At 54.9% G+C, this 16,163-nt stretch carries 18 protein-coding genes; 10 read left to right on the top strand and 8 right to left on the bottom strand.

Annotation, left to right across the window (positions count from 1 at the left end; all coding sequences use genetic code 11):
• Positions 1-7 precede the first annotated feature (7 nt).
• A complete protein-coding gene (locus Q4I12_RS10275; RefSeq protein ID WP_302261497.1) occupies positions 8-1,099 on the top strand; it encodes a hypothetical protein in 1,092 nt (363 codons plus the stop codon).
• 79 nt (positions 1,100-1,178) lie between these two features.
• Here Q4I12_RS10275 and msrA read toward each other — a convergent pair whose 3' ends face one another.
• From msrA to Q4I12_RS10245, 6 genes are all read right to left on the bottom strand, one after another.
• The gene (gene msrA / locus Q4I12_RS10270) at positions 1,179-2,219 is read right to left on the bottom strand and encodes a peptide-methionine (S)-S-oxide reductase MsrA (protein ID WP_009368901.1); all 1,041 of its coding nucleotides are present in this window, start codon (positions 2,217-2,219) and stop codon (positions 1,179-1,181) included.
• A gap of 4 nt (positions 2,220-2,223) precedes the next feature.
• Positions 2,224-3,360, bottom strand: coding sequence for a cytochrome c biogenesis protein/redoxin (locus tag Q4I12_RS10265; protein WP_009368902.1), 1,137 nt, complete (start codon positions 3,358-3,360; stop codon positions 2,224-2,226).
• Between the two features lie 35 nt (positions 3,361-3,395).
• Positions 3,396-4,724: a HAMP domain-containing sensor histidine kinase gene (locus Q4I12_RS10260; RefSeq protein WP_302261496.1), complete on the bottom strand. Its 1,329-nt coding sequence runs from the start codon at positions 4,722-4,724 to the stop codon at positions 3,396-3,398.
• Complete coding sequence (locus Q4I12_RS10255; RefSeq protein ID WP_009368904.1) at positions 4,717-5,391, bottom strand: response regulator transcription factor; 675 nt, start codon at positions 5,389-5,391, stop codon at positions 4,717-4,719. Before Q4I12_RS10255 ends, Q4I12_RS10260 begins: the two co-directional genes overlap by 8 nt.
• A gap of 164 nt (positions 5,392-5,555) precedes the next feature.
• Complete coding sequence (locus tag Q4I12_RS10250; RefSeq protein ID WP_009368905.1) at positions 5,556-5,819, bottom strand: hypothetical protein; 264 nt, start codon at positions 5,817-5,819, stop codon at positions 5,556-5,558.
• 197 nt (positions 5,820-6,016) lie between these two features.
• On the bottom strand, positions 6,017-6,667 hold the full coding sequence (locus tag Q4I12_RS10245; protein ID WP_302261495.1) for an IS1595 family transposase: 651 nt from the start codon (positions 6,665-6,667) through the stop codon (positions 6,017-6,019).
• A 150-nt stretch (positions 6,668-6,817) separates the two neighbouring features.
• Here Q4I12_RS10245 and Q4I12_RS10240 point away from each other — a divergent pair, with 150 nt between their 5' ends.
• From Q4I12_RS10240 to Q4I12_RS10230, 3 genes are all read left to right on the top strand, one after another.
• The gene (locus Q4I12_RS10240; protein ID WP_009368907.1) at positions 6,818-7,735 is read left to right on the top strand and encodes an IS481 family transposase; all 918 of its coding nucleotides are present in this window, start codon (positions 6,818-6,820) and stop codon (positions 7,733-7,735) included.
• A gap of 427 nt (positions 7,736-8,162) precedes the next feature.
• The gene (locus tag Q4I12_RS10235) at positions 8,163-8,696 is read left to right on the top strand and encodes a putative type IV secretion/conjugal transfer ATPase (RefSeq protein ID WP_302261494.1); all 534 of its coding nucleotides are present in this window, start codon (positions 8,163-8,165) and stop codon (positions 8,694-8,696) included.
• A gap of 34 nt (positions 8,697-8,730) precedes the next feature.
• A complete protein-coding gene (locus Q4I12_RS10230) occupies positions 8,731-9,831 on the top strand; it encodes a conjugal transfer protein TraW family protein (RefSeq protein WP_302261493.1) in 1,101 nt (366 codons plus the stop codon).
• A gap of 15 nt (positions 9,832-9,846) precedes the next feature.
• Here Q4I12_RS10230 and Q4I12_RS10225 read toward each other — a convergent pair whose 3' ends face one another.
• Positions 9,847-10,119, bottom strand: coding sequence for a type II toxin-antitoxin system YafQ family toxin (locus Q4I12_RS10225; protein WP_204625126.1), 273 nt, complete (start codon positions 10,117-10,119; stop codon positions 9,847-9,849).
• On the bottom strand, positions 10,120-10,380 hold the full coding sequence (locus Q4I12_RS10220; protein WP_204625125.1) for a type II toxin-antitoxin system RelB/DinJ family antitoxin: 261 nt from the start codon (positions 10,378-10,380) through the stop codon (positions 10,120-10,122).
• Positions 10,381-10,449: 69 nt separating this feature from the next.
• Here Q4I12_RS10220 and Q4I12_RS10215 point away from each other — a divergent pair, with 69 nt between their 5' ends.
• Genes Q4I12_RS10215 through icmT form a run of 6 tightly spaced genes read left to right on the top strand, consistent with a single transcriptional unit; the run spans position 10,450 to position 16,148 of the window.
• A complete protein-coding gene (locus Q4I12_RS10215) occupies positions 10,450-12,543 on the top strand; it encodes a DotA/TraY family protein (protein WP_302261492.1) in 2,094 nt (697 codons plus the stop codon).
• Positions 12,544-12,548: 5 nt separating this feature from the next.
• Positions 12,549-12,992: a hypothetical protein gene (locus Q4I12_RS10210; RefSeq protein ID WP_302261491.1), complete on the top strand. Its 444-nt coding sequence runs from the start codon at positions 12,549-12,551 to the stop codon at positions 12,990-12,992.
• Between the two features lie 45 nt (positions 12,993-13,037).
• A complete protein-coding gene (locus Q4I12_RS10205) occupies positions 13,038-13,511 on the top strand; it encodes a DotD/TraH family lipoprotein (protein ID WP_302261490.1) in 474 nt (157 codons plus the stop codon).
• Complete coding sequence (locus tag Q4I12_RS10200) at positions 13,508-14,743, top strand: type IV secretory system conjugative DNA transfer family protein (protein WP_302261489.1); 1,236 nt, start codon at positions 13,508-13,510, stop codon at positions 14,741-14,743. The genes Q4I12_RS10205 and Q4I12_RS10200 overlap by 4 nt, the downstream gene beginning before the upstream one ends.
• Complete coding sequence (locus Q4I12_RS10195) at positions 14,740-15,876, top strand: type IV pilus twitching motility protein PilT (protein WP_302261488.1); 1,137 nt, start codon at positions 14,740-14,742, stop codon at positions 15,874-15,876. Before Q4I12_RS10200 ends, Q4I12_RS10195 begins: the two co-directional genes overlap by 4 nt.
• The gene (gene icmT, locus Q4I12_RS10190) at positions 15,873-16,148 is read left to right on the top strand and encodes an IcmT/TraK family protein (RefSeq protein ID WP_204625119.1); all 276 of its coding nucleotides are present in this window, start codon (positions 15,873-15,875) and stop codon (positions 16,146-16,148) included. The genes Q4I12_RS10195 and icmT overlap by 4 nt, the downstream gene beginning before the upstream one ends.
• The last annotated feature ends 15 nt before the right edge of the window (positions 16,149-16,163 follow it).

The raw sequence follows: 16,163 nt of genomic DNA, 5'->3' as shown, positions 1-16,163 counted from the left end.
TCTTGAAATGCCGCAAACCGTCAAGCCCACGGCCAAGGCCGAAGACTTTGAAAACGCTACCGGCGAAAAATCGGCCATGCGTATCGCCCAGGAGCGCGGCCACAAAATCATCAAGACTGCCGGAAGCTGGAAAGAACTGCATGAAAAACTGGCGGCGGTCGGCTTGCGCTTTGAAAAGAAAGGGTCAGGCGCAATCGTGTTTGTGGGTGAAACAGCCGTCAAAGCCTCGTCCATAGACCGCAATTTCGGCTTGTCCAGGCTCTGCAAACGGCTTGGCGAGTATAAAGCCGGAGTGTACCCGCCGGAAGCGGAGGACATGCCGAAAATTGAGCCGGAGCCGGTCAGCGAAGTTTTCATCGAGCAATGGCGGGAGTACCGGCAGGCTCGCGCCGATGAAGCGGAGCGCCGGAGAAGCGGCAGGAAGCGCGTTGCCGCCGACAGGCGGCGAATACGGGAGCGACAGCGGGAACAGCGGCGAAAGAGCCTTGCCGCCCTCGCGCCGCACGGCCTCCCCATGCTGAACATTGCCCGGCATTTTCTCAAGGAGCAACAGCGGGAAGAAAGGGAACGGCTACGGGAAGAAACGCCCAAGCCCACGCCGCTGGGCAGCTTCAAATATTGGCTTGGGCGGAAAAGCAACCGCCTTGCCAATCTCTGGCGCTTCAGGAAGCGCATAAGGCCGGATATGGAAGTCAGAAAATTCGAGTTTCCCAAAATCGGCAGTCTGGCCGCGCCGTACCGCGCCTGTCTGGAAATTCTGCAAAAGGAAAATCCCGGAGCTATCGACGCTTCCCGCATGGACAGCCTGCTTGCCCTGCACATGCGCCTTGCCGGATACACCCCGCAGGAAACCGCCAATGAAATGTACAGGCAGGCCCGTCCGCTCCGGCGGGAGAAAGAAAACCGCGACTGGATAGACTATGCCCGGCGCATGGTCTGGTACGCCTTTGGCGCACCCGGAGATATTGACCTTGCGGCGGCCAAGCCCACAAAAGAACTCATACAGACGTTTCAGAGGGAAGCGGAGCGGATTGAAGCCGAGCGGCAGAAACCCAAGCCGCCGGAAGAACAGCCGCAATACCGTATGAGAATGCGCTGAAACACGGAGAGCGCCCTCAAACAAGGCGCTCTCCGTGTTTTATCTAAAGCCGGTAGGCTGGCTTCAGACACTAAGACCATCACTTCACGGCGCTTTTCAAATCTCCGTACCCCTCTTTGTCCATGTCGTCATAGTGGATGAACCGTATCGCCAGACTGTTGATGCAATAGCGCAAACCGCCACGGTCTTTCGGGCCGTCGTCGAAGACATGGCCGAGATGCGAGTCGCCGACCCGGCTGCGTACTTCGGTGCGCAGCATACCGAAACTTCTGTCTTTGTGCTCGGTGACCACCACCGGCGAGATGGGCTTGGTGAAGCTGGGCCAGCCGCAGCGGGAGTAAAACTTGTCGGCGGAAGAAAATAGGGGCTCGCCGGTTACCACGTCAACATATATGCCCGGCTCTTCATTATCCAAATACCGGCCTGAAAAGGCCCGTTCAGTGCCGTTTTTCTGGGTTACATTGTATTGTTCCGGGCTGAGCAGCTTTTTCAGCTCTTCGGCCGGCGGCTTAGAGTAGTTGCTTGCGTCCAGCGAGTCTCTGTCGCTTGCAGGAATATCTTTGAGACTGTCAAAGCTGATATGGCAATAGCCGCCTGGGTTCTTTTTCAGGTAATCCTGATGGTATTCCTCGGCCGGATAGTAATTTTTCAGGGGTAGAAGCTCCACAGCCAGAGGCTGCGAATATTTGCCCTGTATCTCTTTCCAGACCTTTTCCAGAACCGGCTTGTCGGCTTCATCGGCGTAATACAGGCCGGTTCGGTACTGGCTGCCCAGGTCGTTGCCCTGCTTGTTCACACTGATGGGGTTGATGATCTTGAAAAACTGCTTGGTCAATGTTTCCAGGCTTACTTTGGCCGGGTCGTAGCTGACGTGCACGGCCTCGGCATAGCCGGTTTTTCCCGAGCAGACTTCCCTGTAAGTTGGTTTTTCAGTATTCCCGTTGGCGTAGCCGGATGTGACGTCAAGCACACCCGGAATACGCGAAAAATATTCTTCCACACCCCAGAAACAGCCACCTGCGAAATAGGCATCTTTTAGGGGTTCAGTTGCTTGGGCGCTTACGCCAAAAAAGCCTGAGCCGAGTATGACCGCAGCCAGCATGAGTATATTTTTTTTCATAATATCACCTCTCTTGCGCGCCGAGGTTTGAAAGTTCCTTAATGACGCGCTCGTTGGATTCGTCTCCGACGCTTTGTTTGAACAGCCTGCCGTCCTTTCCCAGATAGACGAAAGTAGGGTAGGCTCTGATTCCGAATTCCTTGGTTAAAGCGCCGTTCTCATCGAAATAAATCGGGAAAGACAGGCCCTGCGCCTTGGCCCAGGCAGTGAAATCATCCTTGCCTACCTCGCCGTTCAGGCCGGGAGCGACCACGGAGATAACGGCTATATCTTCTGAGCCGGCATACTCGGCGGATAATGCCGCAAAATCCTCGAGACCGGCCAAGCAGAGCGGGCACCAGGTAGCCCAGAACTTTATACACACAGCCTTGCCCCGGAAATCGTCCAGGCTGGCCGGGGCGGCGTTAAGGGCCTGCATGCGGGCGGGATGCCTTTCAGAGTTTGAGACTGGCTCATTCTGCCCGGCCCTCAGCAACGTGATTTGCCCCCAAATCATCCAGCAACCCATAAGGATGATCAGGATACCCCCGGCAATTTTTATTTTGGGAAAATGCGGATATATGCCTTTGATGCGCCCAAACAGACTCCTTGAGCCAAGGGCCAGCACGGCAAAGGGCAGGCTCAGGCCGAAAGCATAGACCAAAAGCAGCCCGCCACCGGTAAGGGCGCTGCCTTGCTGTGAGGAAATGCCGAGCACTGCCCCCAGCACCGGCCCTACGCAGGGCGTCCAGCCGAAAGAGAAAAGAAAGCCGAGGGCAAACGCGCCGATCAAACCTTTGCGTGGATTGAAAGCCACATCCAGCTTTTTTTCCCGTTCAAGCAGGGGGATGCTGATCAATCCGGTCTGATGCAGTCCGAAGGCGATGATTATTGCACCGCAAGCCATAAAGAACCATCTGTTGCTTATGAGCCCGCCCAAAGCTCCGGCTCCGAAACCAAGAATGAAAAAGGAAGCGGCCAGGCCCGCAACAAAGGCAAACGCTTTAAAAAGGCTGGTGTTGTCTTGCTCCTGTGCGGAGTTAACGCCTCCGGAAAGATAGCCGAAATACACCGGCAAGATCGGAAGCACGCATGGCGAGAAGAAAGATAGAAGGCCAGCGGCAAACACCGTGGCTACAAATCCCATTGTGAGCATTTCCATAATATTACTCTATTGCATGACCACGCGCGGCCTCGTTACATGATTATTCTGACCGTGGTTCCTCGGCCTTTATGGCTCTCAATGTCGAGCGCCCAGCCGTGTTTGTCCACGATGAGCTTGGCGATATAAAGGCCAACGCCCTTGCTGTTTACCGCCTTGAAAGCCTGACTGGAACGGTTGATGATATTCTTTGCCGTTTCTTCATCCATGCCCTCGCCACTGTCAGTTATTTCGATTACGACGTTCCGGCCCTCGCGTTTGAGGCTTAGGCTGGCCCCGCCAGCCTGTGTGTACTTGATGGAGTTGGAAAGCAGGTTAATCAGCACCTGGGCCAGACGTACCGAGTCTGCCTCGATAATCACGTCCGGCTCAATATTGTAGATAAAATCCAGTTTTTTTTGCGCGAAGCCGCCCTCGTGGCCGATGGCGACCCTGTGGGCCAGATCGGAAACGTTTACCTGGGTAATGTTCAGATCAAAGGCGTCGTTTTCGTAAATCAGGCGGTCTTCAAGCTCGTTAAGCAACTCGCCGGTGCGGGCAACTTCGGCGCGCATTGCCTCAAGCCGTTCCCTGTCCGCCTCGTAGATGCCGTCGAGCATGGCTTCAAGCTGGCTAAGCAAAATTTGCAGTGGCGTGCGCAGTTCGTGCGAAAGGCTGACGATTAGCTCCTGCCGGAATTTTTCCTGGTTAAGCAGCGATTCGCCAAGGGTGTTGATGGAATCCGCGATCTCGTGCATTTCGGCCACATTGCCCTTGATGGCTATACGGGTTTGCAAGTGCCCGGTCGAAATATCCTTGGCCGCCACGGCAATTTGCCGGATTGGCTTGGAGAGCCGGTAAAAGAACAGCATGGAGATGGCCGCGCCCACCACGCTGATGCAGATTATTGAAAGCACCACCAGCCAAATGCCGCCGCCCCGGAATGCATCGGCTTCGGGTGAACTGATGTGGTTGCTGAAATAGCCGGCCGTAAGTTCGCCAACTGTTTTGCCGTCAACCGTTATGGGCAGCCTGACCCGCGTGTACTTGTGGTTGGGGTTGGCGCAACAGCGCTCCACGCCTTTTTCACTGGTGTAAACAGTGTTTCCGGCCAGGTCGGTTATGGTAAAATAATCGCCGGAGAGTTTGGCTGCGGCCCCGGTCTCGCTGCCGTCATAGCCGTTCCAACTACCATACATCTTGTAGTGCATGGCCACCTGCATGACCAGCATGTGCTGGGTCTCTTCATGCACCTTGTCCACGTAATAGGAAAAGAAGCGGTCGATGATATGTAGGCCGAAAAAGATGAATACAACCACGGTGATGCCCGTTATCACCACAAAATAGGCCGTGAAGAGTCTGCGGAATGGCTTGTTTTTACGCATGGCGCTCCACCCCCAGGCTGTAGCCCTGGCCGTGAACGGTTTTGATAATCTCCGGCTTTTTTGGGTCGTCTTCAAGCTTCTGGCGTAGGTGCGCAATATGCACATCCACAATACGATCCATGGCATCCGGCGAATCGATGTATTCCACCAGTTTGTCGCGGCTGACCACGGCTTTGCTGTTGCTGGCAAGGCAGAGCAACACCTTGTATTCATTGGGGGTCAGCTTGATTTCCGTCTCGTTTTTGCTGACCGTATGTTTATCCATGTAGATTGCAATGTTTTTGCCCAAGTGGATGACGTTCTCCATCGGGCGACAGCGTTTGAGCACGGCCTTTACCCGGGCCACCAGCTCACGCGGGCTGAAAGGCTTGGCCAGGTAGTCGTCGGCCCCAGAGGCGAAACCGTTGATTCTGGATTGCTCGCTACGTTTCGAGGTGAGCATGATTACAGGCGTGTTGTAGAGGCCGACCACGTGTGCGCAAAGGTCTTCACCCTGGCCGTCGGGCAGCATCAGGTCGAGTACGATGAGGTCGATATCGGAACTGACGAGTTTCAAGGCCTCGGCGATGGTCGCGGCGTGGAGCACCGCGTAGCCCTCGCGGCGAAGGTAGTCCATCACGGTTTGGGCGATTTTCAGTTCGTCTTCCACTACCAAAATATTGTACATAAACACCTGCTGTTCAGCGTAGTAGGGAGTTCTCCACAGCTTTCGCCAAACTTAGCTTCTAGGCGTCGGAGGCACAATGGAGAATTTGGCCTCCGGCTCCCCTGTTTTAACGGTGGAAAGCGGGGCCAAGGCAAAGGCCCCGCTCACCACCGGCAGCTTGGGAGCTACATTTTTTTCTTCATGCTGTCGCCTTTCATCACACCCTTGTCGTCTTTCATGCCCTTATCTTTCATCATCCCGTCCTTTTTCATGCCGTCGTCCATCATCTTATGGTCTTTCCCCATGGCGCCGTCTTTTTTCATGCCATTGTCCATCATGGTCTTGTCGCTTTTCATGTCGCCGGACTTGGCTTCCATGGCGATGGCCTGGCTTAAGGACAGTGAGCAGATAATGGCCGTAATGCTGAGAATGGAAAGAAGCTTTTTCATAATACCCTCCAGGTATGTAAAAATGAACACTCAAGCGTGTTGCCTGCTGGGACCGGCTACATTCAGCGGGTTGCCAGCCGTCTTGAGCTCAGATTTACAGGAGAGTTGTTAAGAAATTATTTAGGAATAAATATTTTTTGATTATGCCTGTCCAGCTTGAAAATTTTTTTCAATTTTAGGGGCTGTCCTAGTTAAGACTAATGTTTTGCTTGTTTTACCCAATAAGTTAGCTGAGTTAGGAGCTGTTTATGATTGCCTCCATTGAAACGCCATTCGCATTCCTTGAGGAACCAGTAAAAGTGTTCAGGCTTGATACCGTTAAAGCGACGCAAGTGCCTTTTGGCCTGATTCCAAAAATTTTCTATTCCATTGATATGATTATGCTGTTCCGCAAACTTCTGGGAATGATTGATGCGATGATGGAATCCGTTGATATCCAGGGCATTGTAAGCTGAAAATGTATCCGTATAGACTATACTGTCGGGTTCCACCTGTTCTTTGATGATGGGGAGAAGTGTTTCAGTGCGGGCATCAGGAATGATTGCCGTGTAAACTCTGCCGTTTCTCTTCAGTAAACCAAAAACAGCTATTTTTCCGGCAGCTCCCCGTCCTCTTTTACCTTTTCTTACACCTCCAAAGTAACTTTCATCGGCTTCTATTTCACCGGACAGTCGATAACTGGGGAGATGCGAAGCAATGAGACGTCGCAAACGCATGAAATAGGATGTGGCTGTGTTACGGTTTACTCCTGCCATTTCTCCGGCAGCCCTTGCCGTGGCACCAGCCACAAAAAATTTTATGAGTTCGGCCTGTTGCCGATAATTTAGTCTGCTGCGTCTTTCATACATGGTCTTATCCTAGCTCTTTTTTCTTAGCTAGGACAGCCCCCAATTTTATTATGTTCAAACCTAGATGTAATGTTCCAATAGGTTGTTCACCCTGCCTCAAGCCGGTAAAGCTGGAGTTGACAGACAACAGTAAACCGAGCCGAGGACAGGGTGAACAGCCATAAGAATGCCAAATTGACTGCACGCGGTCGAGAGGAAATGATCCGGCGGATGAGCGAAAAGCCCGCAGCCGCAGTTGCGGCGGGTTTTGGTGTAAGCCTGCGTACCGCCAGAAAGTGGATGAGCCGCTACAGGCAGGGAGGCTTTGAGAATCTTGCGGACAGAAGTTCTCGCCCGAAGCGATGCCGGGGCACACTGACGGAACAAGATTTTGGTTCCATTTTGGCTTTGCGCAAAGAGCGCCTGACTGGTGATGAAATTGCGTTACGTCTTGGCCTTTGCCGCAGCAGCGTGTTCCGGGCCTTGCGTAAACTCGGCTGCTCCCGGATTTCATCTTTGGAGGAAAAAGCGCCCATCCAGCGTTACCAGTGGGAAAAGCCCGGGCAAATGCTGCATCTGGATATCAAGCGACTGGGCAAGATTGACGGCGTTGGCCACAAGAAAGCAGGAACACGGCAAGTCCGTCGCCGCCACCCAGGCTGGGAATACTTACACGTCTGCGTGGATGATGCGTCCAGGGCAGCGTATACAGCGGTGCTCCCGGATGAGACCGCGGAATCAGCGATAGAGTTTTTATGGTTTGCGGTAGCTTGGTATAGCGCCCACGGCATAAAAGTGGAACGAGTACTGACGGATAATGGAGCGTGTTATAAATCCCAAAAATTCCGGGATGCGTGCCGGGAGTTTGGCATAAAGCATAAACGGACCCGACCTTACCGGCCTCAAACCAATGGCAAGGCGGAACGCTTTATCAGGACGGCCTTGAAAGAGTGGGCATACGCACACACGTATACCCACTCAGAGAAAAGAACAGCGAACTTGCCGGTCTGGACGCATCGCTACAACTTTGTGCGTCCGCATACGGCTCTTGGCAGAAAACCTCCAGCCTCAAGGCTGAACGGAGGGTGAACAACGTGTTGACACTCTACACCTAGAGCTTGTCCGGGCAAACCCTAAAATGTCCACTCAAAGCTAAAATTTTTAGGGGTATAAAATTTATTTTTCTAAATATGCCGTATAAATTAAGAGAGTTAAATAGGTAATTTAAATCCCGTCTCCGCATTTTGAAATTATGAGCATTAGCTGTGCTTCTCCGATGTGCTTATCAAAAAATGCCTTAAAATGGAATACGTTTACCCCGCTTTTTCGTCCCACTCCAGTTGCCCAATTTTTCCGAGTCCCGCTCCCTTCTGTCTAATCCCGTCCGCAAACGTCCTCAGCTATCCCGAATTTTTTGGGGTAACTGGCAGGGTAAATTTTTTTCAAAAAAATTTTTATTAAATTATATCAAGTAGATATTTACCAAAAAAGACTGAGCTACGATGAAGCGCACCGTGTGACCGTAAACACCTCTGTTTCCGGCCAGCTCCAGGCGGATATGACCACAATGGCCCGCGAAAGCCGCAAATGGAATCTGTCCATCGGCCTGTACACGCAATCCGTTGACGATATCCCTCCCATCATTACCGACGAACTGGCAACAACCGTCGTCATTCTCGGCTCCGGCACGGAAAAGAGCATCGATAATCTTTCCCGGCGGTTCGGCTTGAATGGAAGCTGCCGCCATGCGCTTTCCCGTCTGGGAAAACCGGACAGAGCAGGCTCCAATCTTGTTGCGCTGTTCAGAACAGGCGCGGGCATGTCCCAGCTCGTCCTCAGCTTGACCATTGGCCCGCAGTCTCTCTGGGCCTTCTCCACAACGACGGAAGACGTGACCATTCGCAACCATCTCTATCGTCGGCTTGGGCCTTCGGAAGCCCTGCGCAGACTGGCGCGTCGCTTTCCCGGAGGTTCCGCCAAGGCAGAAGTGGAGCGCCGTCGTCGTCTGGTCGGAGATCAGACGGAAGCGATGAGAAAATCGCTAATGTGATCCTTGAAATCGTAGACGAAATCGAGGGGGAACAATGAAACAGATGCTTTTCGCCCTGCTGCTGATTTTCGTTCCTGCCCAGGCATGGTCGGGGGGCTGTAGCTGCGGTTCCATCAACAGCATGATTACGGCGGCAAAGATGGAAACAATACAGGCTGTCAATGCCCATACGGCTGCCGAAGCTGAGGCCATCCGTTCAGAAATTGTTCTTACGGCACAGAATGTCATCGGCACGATCAAAAGTGAGTCTGCGACCATTATCCGGGCGATTGTGGCCCTTAAGGAAAGCAATGCGGCAGCCCTCAAGGGGCAGGGCATGGCGGATGAAAGCCTGAAAACGGAGGATATGTACGGTAAGGCTGCCCAGCCGTCCGGCCTTTGCGGGGCAAGTACGCTTGGGGCAGGCATACAGCTTGGCGCACGGGCCGGACAGGAACTTCAGGCGACCATGCGTGAAAAGCAGCATGACTACGGCAATACCCAGGGCGCCCGCCCTGTGGAGTTTCTGCAACGAGTTCTGGCGGAAGAGCATCCTTCGGAACAGGAAACACTGGAAGCACTGTTCCCCTTGCAGGGCACGCTGACCGGGGAGCAGGTGGCGCAGGCGCATGAAAGTATCAAGACGCTGGCCAATCCGCGCCCCCTGCCGGTGGTGACGGATGCGCAGAAGAAGACGGCAGCGGGACAGACCTACGCGGCCGCCCGCAGAATCCATGAGAACCGGCTTGCCGCTGTAGCCGAAGCCCTCAATCACCATGTGGTGCTGCATTCTCCCACGCTGCCGGAAGACGTGGCCGCATGGGCGCAAAATCAGTGGACAGAAGCCGGGGGAAGCGGAACGCCTCCCGGCCTTGTGGATGGCAGACTTTCAGAAGTCGGTCTGTTCAAGCTGCTCTCGCAGATGCGCGTCGGCAATCCTAACTGGTTTGCCCAGCTTGCCGCATCGACAGATACCGGCCTGTTGCGTGAGCTTGCCATGATGCAGGCCTTGCAACTGGAGCTGACGCGCAAGAATACTGAATTTCTGGATCGACTGAGCGTCATAGCCTCGCTGGACTTTCTCGCCCGTATGGAGGGAACCTCAGGTAAAGATATGGAAGACCTTTATGCCCGCATGGTCGGTGCACAGCAGTAGGATGACAACATGCTTTTACATAGAAAAAATATCCGCATGAGTCCCTGTTCTGGAAAAAATACAATCTTTTCCATCAATTTTATAAATCAACAGCCAATCTGGAGCAATATGCAGATCTCTGTGCTTCTTCCAGATACCCTTCAGAGGATGATCCTTGTACTCCGGCGGCAATTCTTCTTCATTCAACAAAATACGCATGACCACCTTGAGCTTTTCAAGGTCATATCCTCGTTGCTCCACTTTTTTCAAGTCGCGGCGAAATTGCGTCGAGTAAACAGGATTACGCATTTAAATACCCAGCTGACGAAAAAGATCGTCTGCATCCTTGGCGCGGTGCAGATTTTCACCTCTGTCAACTTCTTCCAGCGTTCTGCAAGTCAATTCATTGGGGACTTCCGTCCCGAAAGGCAGGCACTTTTCCTTGGCAATCTTGGTCAGCATCATACGACAGGCGTCGGAAACCGTCAGGCCCATCCCCGCCAGCACTGCAGCAGCCTCATTCTTAATAGATGGATCGATACGAGCACGAACATAATCATTGGCAGGCATAGTTTTTCTCCTTGTTTTGCTAACTGTAGCCCATTTGGGCATAATGTCAATTCTGCCGAGGAGTGACCTATGGCCGCTTCTGACATTCCCGCCACTTCGGAAGTCCTGCTGGAAACGGACGGCAGCAAACAGATTCTTGATGCCTTTCTGGGAAAGGGCTGGGATGCCTGGGGGCAAGGGCTTGGCGGTTCGCAGGCTGCGGAACTGATGCTGCAACTTTTCAGCGTCTTTAATCTCGTGGCTCTGGCTGTCATTTCCGCGCTGTTCGTCTGGGTGTCAGCCATTGCCGTAGCTGGAACTGCCCATGAGGGTGTACCTTTCGGCAAGCGGTACAGCTCTCTCTGGATGCCTGTGCGTTTTGTGGGAGCTATGGGGGCGCTTGCTCCTATTTTCAAGGGATTGAGCCTCTTTCAGGTTGCCATTCTGGCCTGCATCGGTTTTTCCATCAATCTCGGCAACTACGTCTGGGAACTGGGAACAGACTACTTTGTGGAACATGGGGGGCAGATGTCCGTGCAGGCTCCGCCCCAGAATGTCTCCCACTATGCGGCCATTACCAATGGCGCTTTGGAATCCCTGACGCTCCAGTATTACATGAGCGAGCGGCGCGGTCTGAATGTCTCTCCGGGGGGCGCATGGCAGTACAGCGGAAACTGGTTTCAGTCCGGTGGTGAATATACGTTCATCTTCAGTGGCAATGCCGGAAGTATCAGCGTCAGCTGTGTTAATGAAGGCGACGCCTTGTGCCGAGGGAAGGTCAATGCAGTCGGGGCGGCCATTTCGTCTCTTTCGGCTGTTGCCCGTGAGCTGGCCAATCCTGACACGCCAGCGTCAGCCATTCCGGCCCGTGCCCTCTATGACGCTGCGGATCAAGTTAATGAGGCCATTCTTTCCAATCTGCAAGAGTATGCCCGACAAGGCCAGCTTCAGAGCAAGCTCGGAGAGTTTCAGGAATGGGCTGCCCGCTACGGCTGGATCATGGCCGGTTCTTCCTACTGGTCTGTGGCGTGGATCAATCAAGAAGTTCGGGAAGCCATGTATTCCGGCATTGCCTACAGTCCGCATGAATACACGGAATCGGAACTTCATGCGCAAATGCGCGGCTTACAGGATTACGAAGCCGTCAGGGAACGGGTAGCGAACTATATCAAGACCGCCTATTCCATCCGCCGGGAAATTCCCCGCGCGGCCTCCACTCCCGCCGTTACGGATGAGGGCAGGGCCTTTGACGAGATTATCAACTGGCTGCGCTCCACGCTGAATCAGCTTGTTGCCGGGAATATCCTTCCTGTTGCGGTTGAGAAACTCTCCAGTCAGGACCCCATTCTGGCGGTTTCCAATGTGGGAGACTACCTGATTGGCACAGCCTGGGGCCTTGCTTCTGCTCTGGGCGTTGTGGACGTGACGCACGCTCTCGGCAAGGCACTGCCTCTTGTCGGCAAGGCCGTTCCCAATCTGGACAAATATATTTCCTTTGCGCTGTTTTCCGTCTTTCTCCCCCTTCTGCTGTACGGCCTGGCACTGGCCTATTATCTGCCGGCCATTCCCTTCATTCGCTGGATTTCCGCGCTGGTGGGCTGGATCATCCTTATCGTGGAAGCCCTTGTTGCGGCCCCTCTCTGGCTTTGTGCCCATGCGTTACCCGAAGGCGACGGCGCAGCCGGTCAACATGGCAGGCGCGGCTACATCCTTTTGCTGGGCATCGTCATTCGTCCTCCTTTGATGGTGACAGGCTTTTTTGCCGCGATTCTCTTGATGAATGTGCTGGGCCGACTTGTCGGGGCGGGGTTTGAGCTGTTCATTGCCGGAACGGCACAGACCAGAATAATCGGCATAACAGGCACGTTCGCCATGCTGGTTATCCTTGGCATTGTCGTCATCATGGCGGCTAACAAGTTTTTTTCCCTCATTCACTACCTACCGGAACATGTGACGAACTGGATTGGACAGCAGTTTCATAGCCTTGGAGAAAAGGAAGATCAGGCCGGAGCCAAGAATGTTTTTGTCGGCTCCACCAATGCTGTCAGTTCCGGGGCGCATGGAGCGCGTGAACTGCGCGGGGATGCCGTGCGACGCTGGAATCAGCCGCCGTCCGTGGCCCCGGAAGCCCCACAGGCTGCCGCCCCATCTGAATCTATTTCACAGGAGAGCTTCAGGAGCTGAATACCATGCAGGAAAACACAAAATATCAAGGGGTAAGAACCGCAGTACGGCAATCCAGACAACAGCTTGCGGCACTTGGTTCCGGCTTCAGCTCGCGCATTGCGGCCTTTCGTAAGCACCGCTCCGCCCCGGAGCAGGCTGCCGTAACGCAGGAATTTCATCTTCTGCTTGTGGCATGGGGCATTGAGGATTCAGCGGCCATCCCTCGCGTCATCAGAGGGTTGCGTCTGCGTTTTCCGTTGTTCGGTTTTCCCTCTGCTGCTGCCCTGACGGCGGCAGCATGGCAGCAAAGCCCTCTGGCCCTGATTACCGCATGTCTTGTTGTGCCTCCCTGCCTTCTGGGGATCATGACGACAGCCTGGAGAATTTCCATCCTGCGGCAACGTCGCTTTCTGCCGTTCGGGCGCTGGCTGTGGCACTGCGTCGGGCTATGCCGCAGGCGTGCATGAGGGGCGGGGGTGTGTCTCATTTCAGCGTTGAGAAAGGAGGAAGCCATGTTTCAAAAATTTGCAATGTGCCTGTGCTGCCTTTGGCTTTGTGCCTGCGCGGTCAGGGAAAGCGCATCGTCTGTACCGTCCCCTGCGGATATCGTTTCCACAACTCTCGGTCAGGCTGCGGAACAGGCGCATGAAGACCTGGCTATGGTCGCCAGATTGCGCGGTCAGGGAATGCAGCCACTGTTGCCGCCTCCTGATCCGGCATTGCAACGTCCCGTGTCCGTGGCATGGACAGGGCCGATGGAAGGAGCGCTCAAGGAAATATGCCTGCAAGTCGGCTATCGCTATCAGGAAGTGGGGAGGCCGTCCGCCCAGACCATGACTGTTGTTGTACGGGGGCAGAATCGCCCCGCGTATGAGCTGCTGGAGGATATTGCCTGGCAGGCGCAGCCGCTGGCTTTTGTGCGTGTCGATCCCATCAACAGAACCATTACGCTGGCAAGAACATCCGACAGGGAGAAGCGGTCATGAGCAGTGATTTGATCCCCGCCCCCATGCCGCGTGCACAGTTTGTACCTTCCCATGAGACAGCCTACAGGGACGGTTTTCAGGACGGATTTGCCGCTGCGGACATGTCTGCCGCTGGTTTCGTACTGTGCGGTTGCGGTATGGTAGTGCTGCTGCTTGCCTGTGGCCTGCTTGCCCGTCATACCTCGCGTCTTGTCTCGACGCTTTGCCGTTATCTTGACCGGCTGGGGGAAGACGGTTTCCGCTATCTTAAATCCTGCCTTCTTCCTTTGCTGGTCTGCATCATGCTGACCGGCTGTGCGGAAAAAACACAGGGAGATATTTCCAATCCCGCCCCGATTCCGCCCACGGTTGAGAATGCTCCCGCACCTGCGAACGGCAACAGGACCAAGAATGCCTTTACGCCTCATGACGCATCCTATCGTGAAGATGGTTCCGGGCAGTATCTGGCGGTTCACACACCAGTGGACACGGCTTCCGGCCCTCGTCCGGGAGAGCCTGCGGAACTGACATCTCTTCTGGAAATGAAGGGAGAAAAAAGCGCCGGCAACACGGCTGTCAGCCGGATGCGTCCCAATGCTATCAGAGAGGCTGCCCAGCTCGTGACATTTCAGACGGCCATTGCCTGGCGCTATGGCCAGCTTGTGAGGCAGACGGAACGCCATAGCGCCGTCATGGATGCCGCTTTCAATTTTTCCCCTCTGCTGCTGACGCAGGGAGATGCGCTGATTATGCCGCCTCTGATTGCGCGATCCGGCGCGTCCATGAGGATTGAAGACAGCATGACGGCCACGGCGGCAACGTCCACCTATGAATTGCTGGAACCGGCCCGCTATATCGCTGCTGCGCCGCACTGGCGCGAATTTCTGATGATGGATGACTTCCCCGCGCCGGAGAGCCCCCACCCCGCGGTACTGCCCAGAAACAGCGAAGAGCGGGCCATCTGGCGCAGTGCCGTGCGTGAAGCCTGGGCACAGGGGCTGGCGGAAGCGGATCTGCTCTATGCGGACAATGTGGCCCGCATGACGCGCAGTTATCGCGGAGCCATGCTCTATCACCTTCTGACAGCGCAGCATCTTCTGAGTCGTATCCGCACGGCATCCTCCGAGACGGGTATGCGCACCTCCGGGAAGGGAAATCTGCTGCATATCGGTCAGCGCGTCTACAGGATTACCGCCCCATCGGCCTTTACGGTTTCGCTGCCGACTTCCCCGAAAAAGGGGGCAGGCAGATGACTTCGGACTATTATCCATACGAGCCGCGTATCCGCTGGGATCATGGCGAATTCAACAATCTCCTGCTTTGGGCCACACAGCGCGGTATGTCTGATTTATGCCTGCGTTCCGGGCTTCCGGCCTGGATGCGCCTGAACGGAACATGGCGTCCTGTGACAAAGAAGGCCATCTCCACGGATGAGCTGCTGGCAGCGCTGGAGCGTCTGACGCGCAACAATTCCGTTGCCGCCCTGATCAAGTCCGGTCAGTCCGATTATGATTTTGCCCATGAAATAGAGGAATCGCGCGGGGTTCGCCTTCGGTATCGCGGCAATGCCACGCCCGTTGCCGACGGATATTCCACGGGCGTCAAGATTGTCTTTCGGGCAATTCCCTCCATGCCGCCCGCGCTGGAAGACCTGCATGTCGAAGCGGAGATTCTTGAACATGCCATGCCGCCTCATGGGCTGGTTCTGGTCACGGGCGTCATGGGAAGCGGAAAAAGTACGCTGCTTGCCGCCATTCTTCGCCGCATCATTGAAAAAGGCGGGCGCAACGTCAGTACCTATGAAGCTCCCATTGAGTTCGATTTTGACGCCATTCCCCATCCCGGCGGGCCGGTATCGCAAAGCACCATCCCGGAACATCTGAAGTCTTTTCTGACTGCGACGCGCAACAGCACGCGGACAGCCCCGGATGTGGTGCTGATCGGGGAAAGTCGCGACCCCGATACGCTCCGGGGCATGATTGAAAGTGCTGAAATCGGTGTTGCCGCCTATTCGACCGTACATACCCGTTCCGTGCCGGAAACGCTCAGCCGCATCATCAATGTCTTTCCCGTTGCGGAACGTCTTCAGGTTACTGCCACCTTGCTGGCCAGTCTGCGCCTTGTCATTTCGCAGCGCCTTGTCCCTTTGCCGGACAACAGCGGGCGCACGGCCCTGCGCGAATATCTGGCCTTCACGCCGACAATCCGGGAAAGACTGCTGGACACGCCGCTGGAACGTCTGATTCCGCAGGCGGAAATCCTGCTGGGCGAATACGGCCAGCGGATTCAGGACGCTGCGGAACGCGCCTATGCCGCCGGGCGCATCGGCAGGGAGAACTATCTGGCAATTCTGGCGGAACGCAAAAGACGGGAGGTAAAAGCATGATGACCGGCGACATTCTCTGGCGGGATACGGGCATTACGCCCAAAATCCTTGTTCTGGATGCCCGCGCCGTCTTTCCGCTGCTTCTGTGGCTTTTCCATTGGGCATGGTGGACGGCAAGCCTTGCGATGCTGGGCATCATCGGTCTGTATCTTGTTCAGCGTACCGGCATGTCGCCTCTTGCCTGCCTTCGCGCCATCCGAACGGCGATTATGGGCAGGAGGCGGGAAACCAGATATTCCGAAACCCTTTGGCGCAAGCGGTGCCGGTGGTAAGCCGCCTTGCTTCGT

Source organism: Desulfovibrio piger (assembly GCF_951793255.1).
Lineage (GTDB): Bacteria > Desulfobacterota > Desulfovibrionia > Desulfovibrionales > Desulfovibrionaceae > Desulfovibrio.
Note: the sequence above shows the minus strand (reverse complement) of the source record. Positions and strands in the feature narration are given on the sequence as shown.

Excerpts from the sequence above, each read along its gene's own strand:
- msrA (WP_009368901.1), bottom strand. The coding sequence starts at position 2,219 with ATGAAAAAAAATATACTCATGCTGGCTGCGGTCATACTCGGCTCAGGC.
- Q4I12_RS10195 (WP_302261488.1), top strand. The coding sequence starts at position 14,740 with ATGACTTCGGACTATTATCCATACGAGCCGCGTATCCGCTGGGATCAT.
- Q4I12_RS10205 (WP_302261490.1), top strand. The coding sequence starts at position 13,038 with ATGTTTCAAAAATTTGCAATGTGCCTGTGCTGCCTTTGGCTTTGTGCC.
- Q4I12_RS10215 (WP_302261492.1), top strand. The coding sequence starts at position 10,450 with ATGGCCGCTTCTGACATTCCCGCCACTTCGGAAGTCCTGCTGGAAACG.
- Q4I12_RS10245 (WP_302261495.1), bottom strand. The coding sequence starts at position 6,667 with ATGTATGAAAGACGCAGCAGACTAAATTATCGGCAACAGGCCGAACTC.
- Q4I12_RS10250 (WP_009368905.1), bottom strand. The coding sequence starts at position 5,819 with ATGAAAAAGCTTCTTTCCATTCTCAGCATTACGGCCATTATCTGCTCA.
- Q4I12_RS10275 (WP_302261497.1), top strand. The coding sequence starts at position 8 with ATGCCGCAAACCGTCAAGCCCACGGCCAAGGCCGAAGACTTTGAAAAC.
- Q4I12_RS10255 (WP_009368904.1), bottom strand. The coding sequence starts at position 5,391 with ATGTACAATATTTTGGTAGTGGAAGACGAACTGAAAATCGCCCAAACC.
- Q4I12_RS10265 (WP_009368902.1), bottom strand. The coding sequence starts at position 3,360 with ATGGAAATGCTCACAATGGGATTTGTAGCCACGGTGTTTGCCGCTGGC.
- Q4I12_RS10210 (WP_302261491.1), top strand. The coding sequence starts at position 12,549 with ATGCAGGAAAACACAAAATATCAAGGGGTAAGAACCGCAGTACGGCAA.
- Q4I12_RS10225 (WP_204625126.1), bottom strand. The coding sequence starts at position 10,119 with ATGCGTAATCCTGTTTACTCGACGCAATTTCGCCGCGACTTGAAAAAA.
- Q4I12_RS10260 (WP_302261496.1), bottom strand. The coding sequence starts at position 4,724 with ATGCGTAAAAACAAGCCATTCCGCAGACTCTTCACGGCCTATTTTGTG.
- Q4I12_RS10230 (WP_302261493.1), top strand. The coding sequence starts at position 8,731 with ATGAAACAGATGCTTTTCGCCCTGCTGCTGATTTTCGTTCCTGCCCAG.
- icmT (WP_204625119.1), top strand. The coding sequence starts at position 15,873 with ATGATGACCGGCGACATTCTCTGGCGGGATACGGGCATTACGCCCAAA.
- Q4I12_RS10200 (WP_302261489.1), top strand. The coding sequence starts at position 13,508 with ATGAGCAGTGATTTGATCCCCGCCCCCATGCCGCGTGCACAGTTTGTA.
- Q4I12_RS10220 (WP_204625125.1), bottom strand. The coding sequence starts at position 10,380 with ATGCCTGCCAATGATTATGTTCGTGCTCGTATCGATCCATCTATTAAG.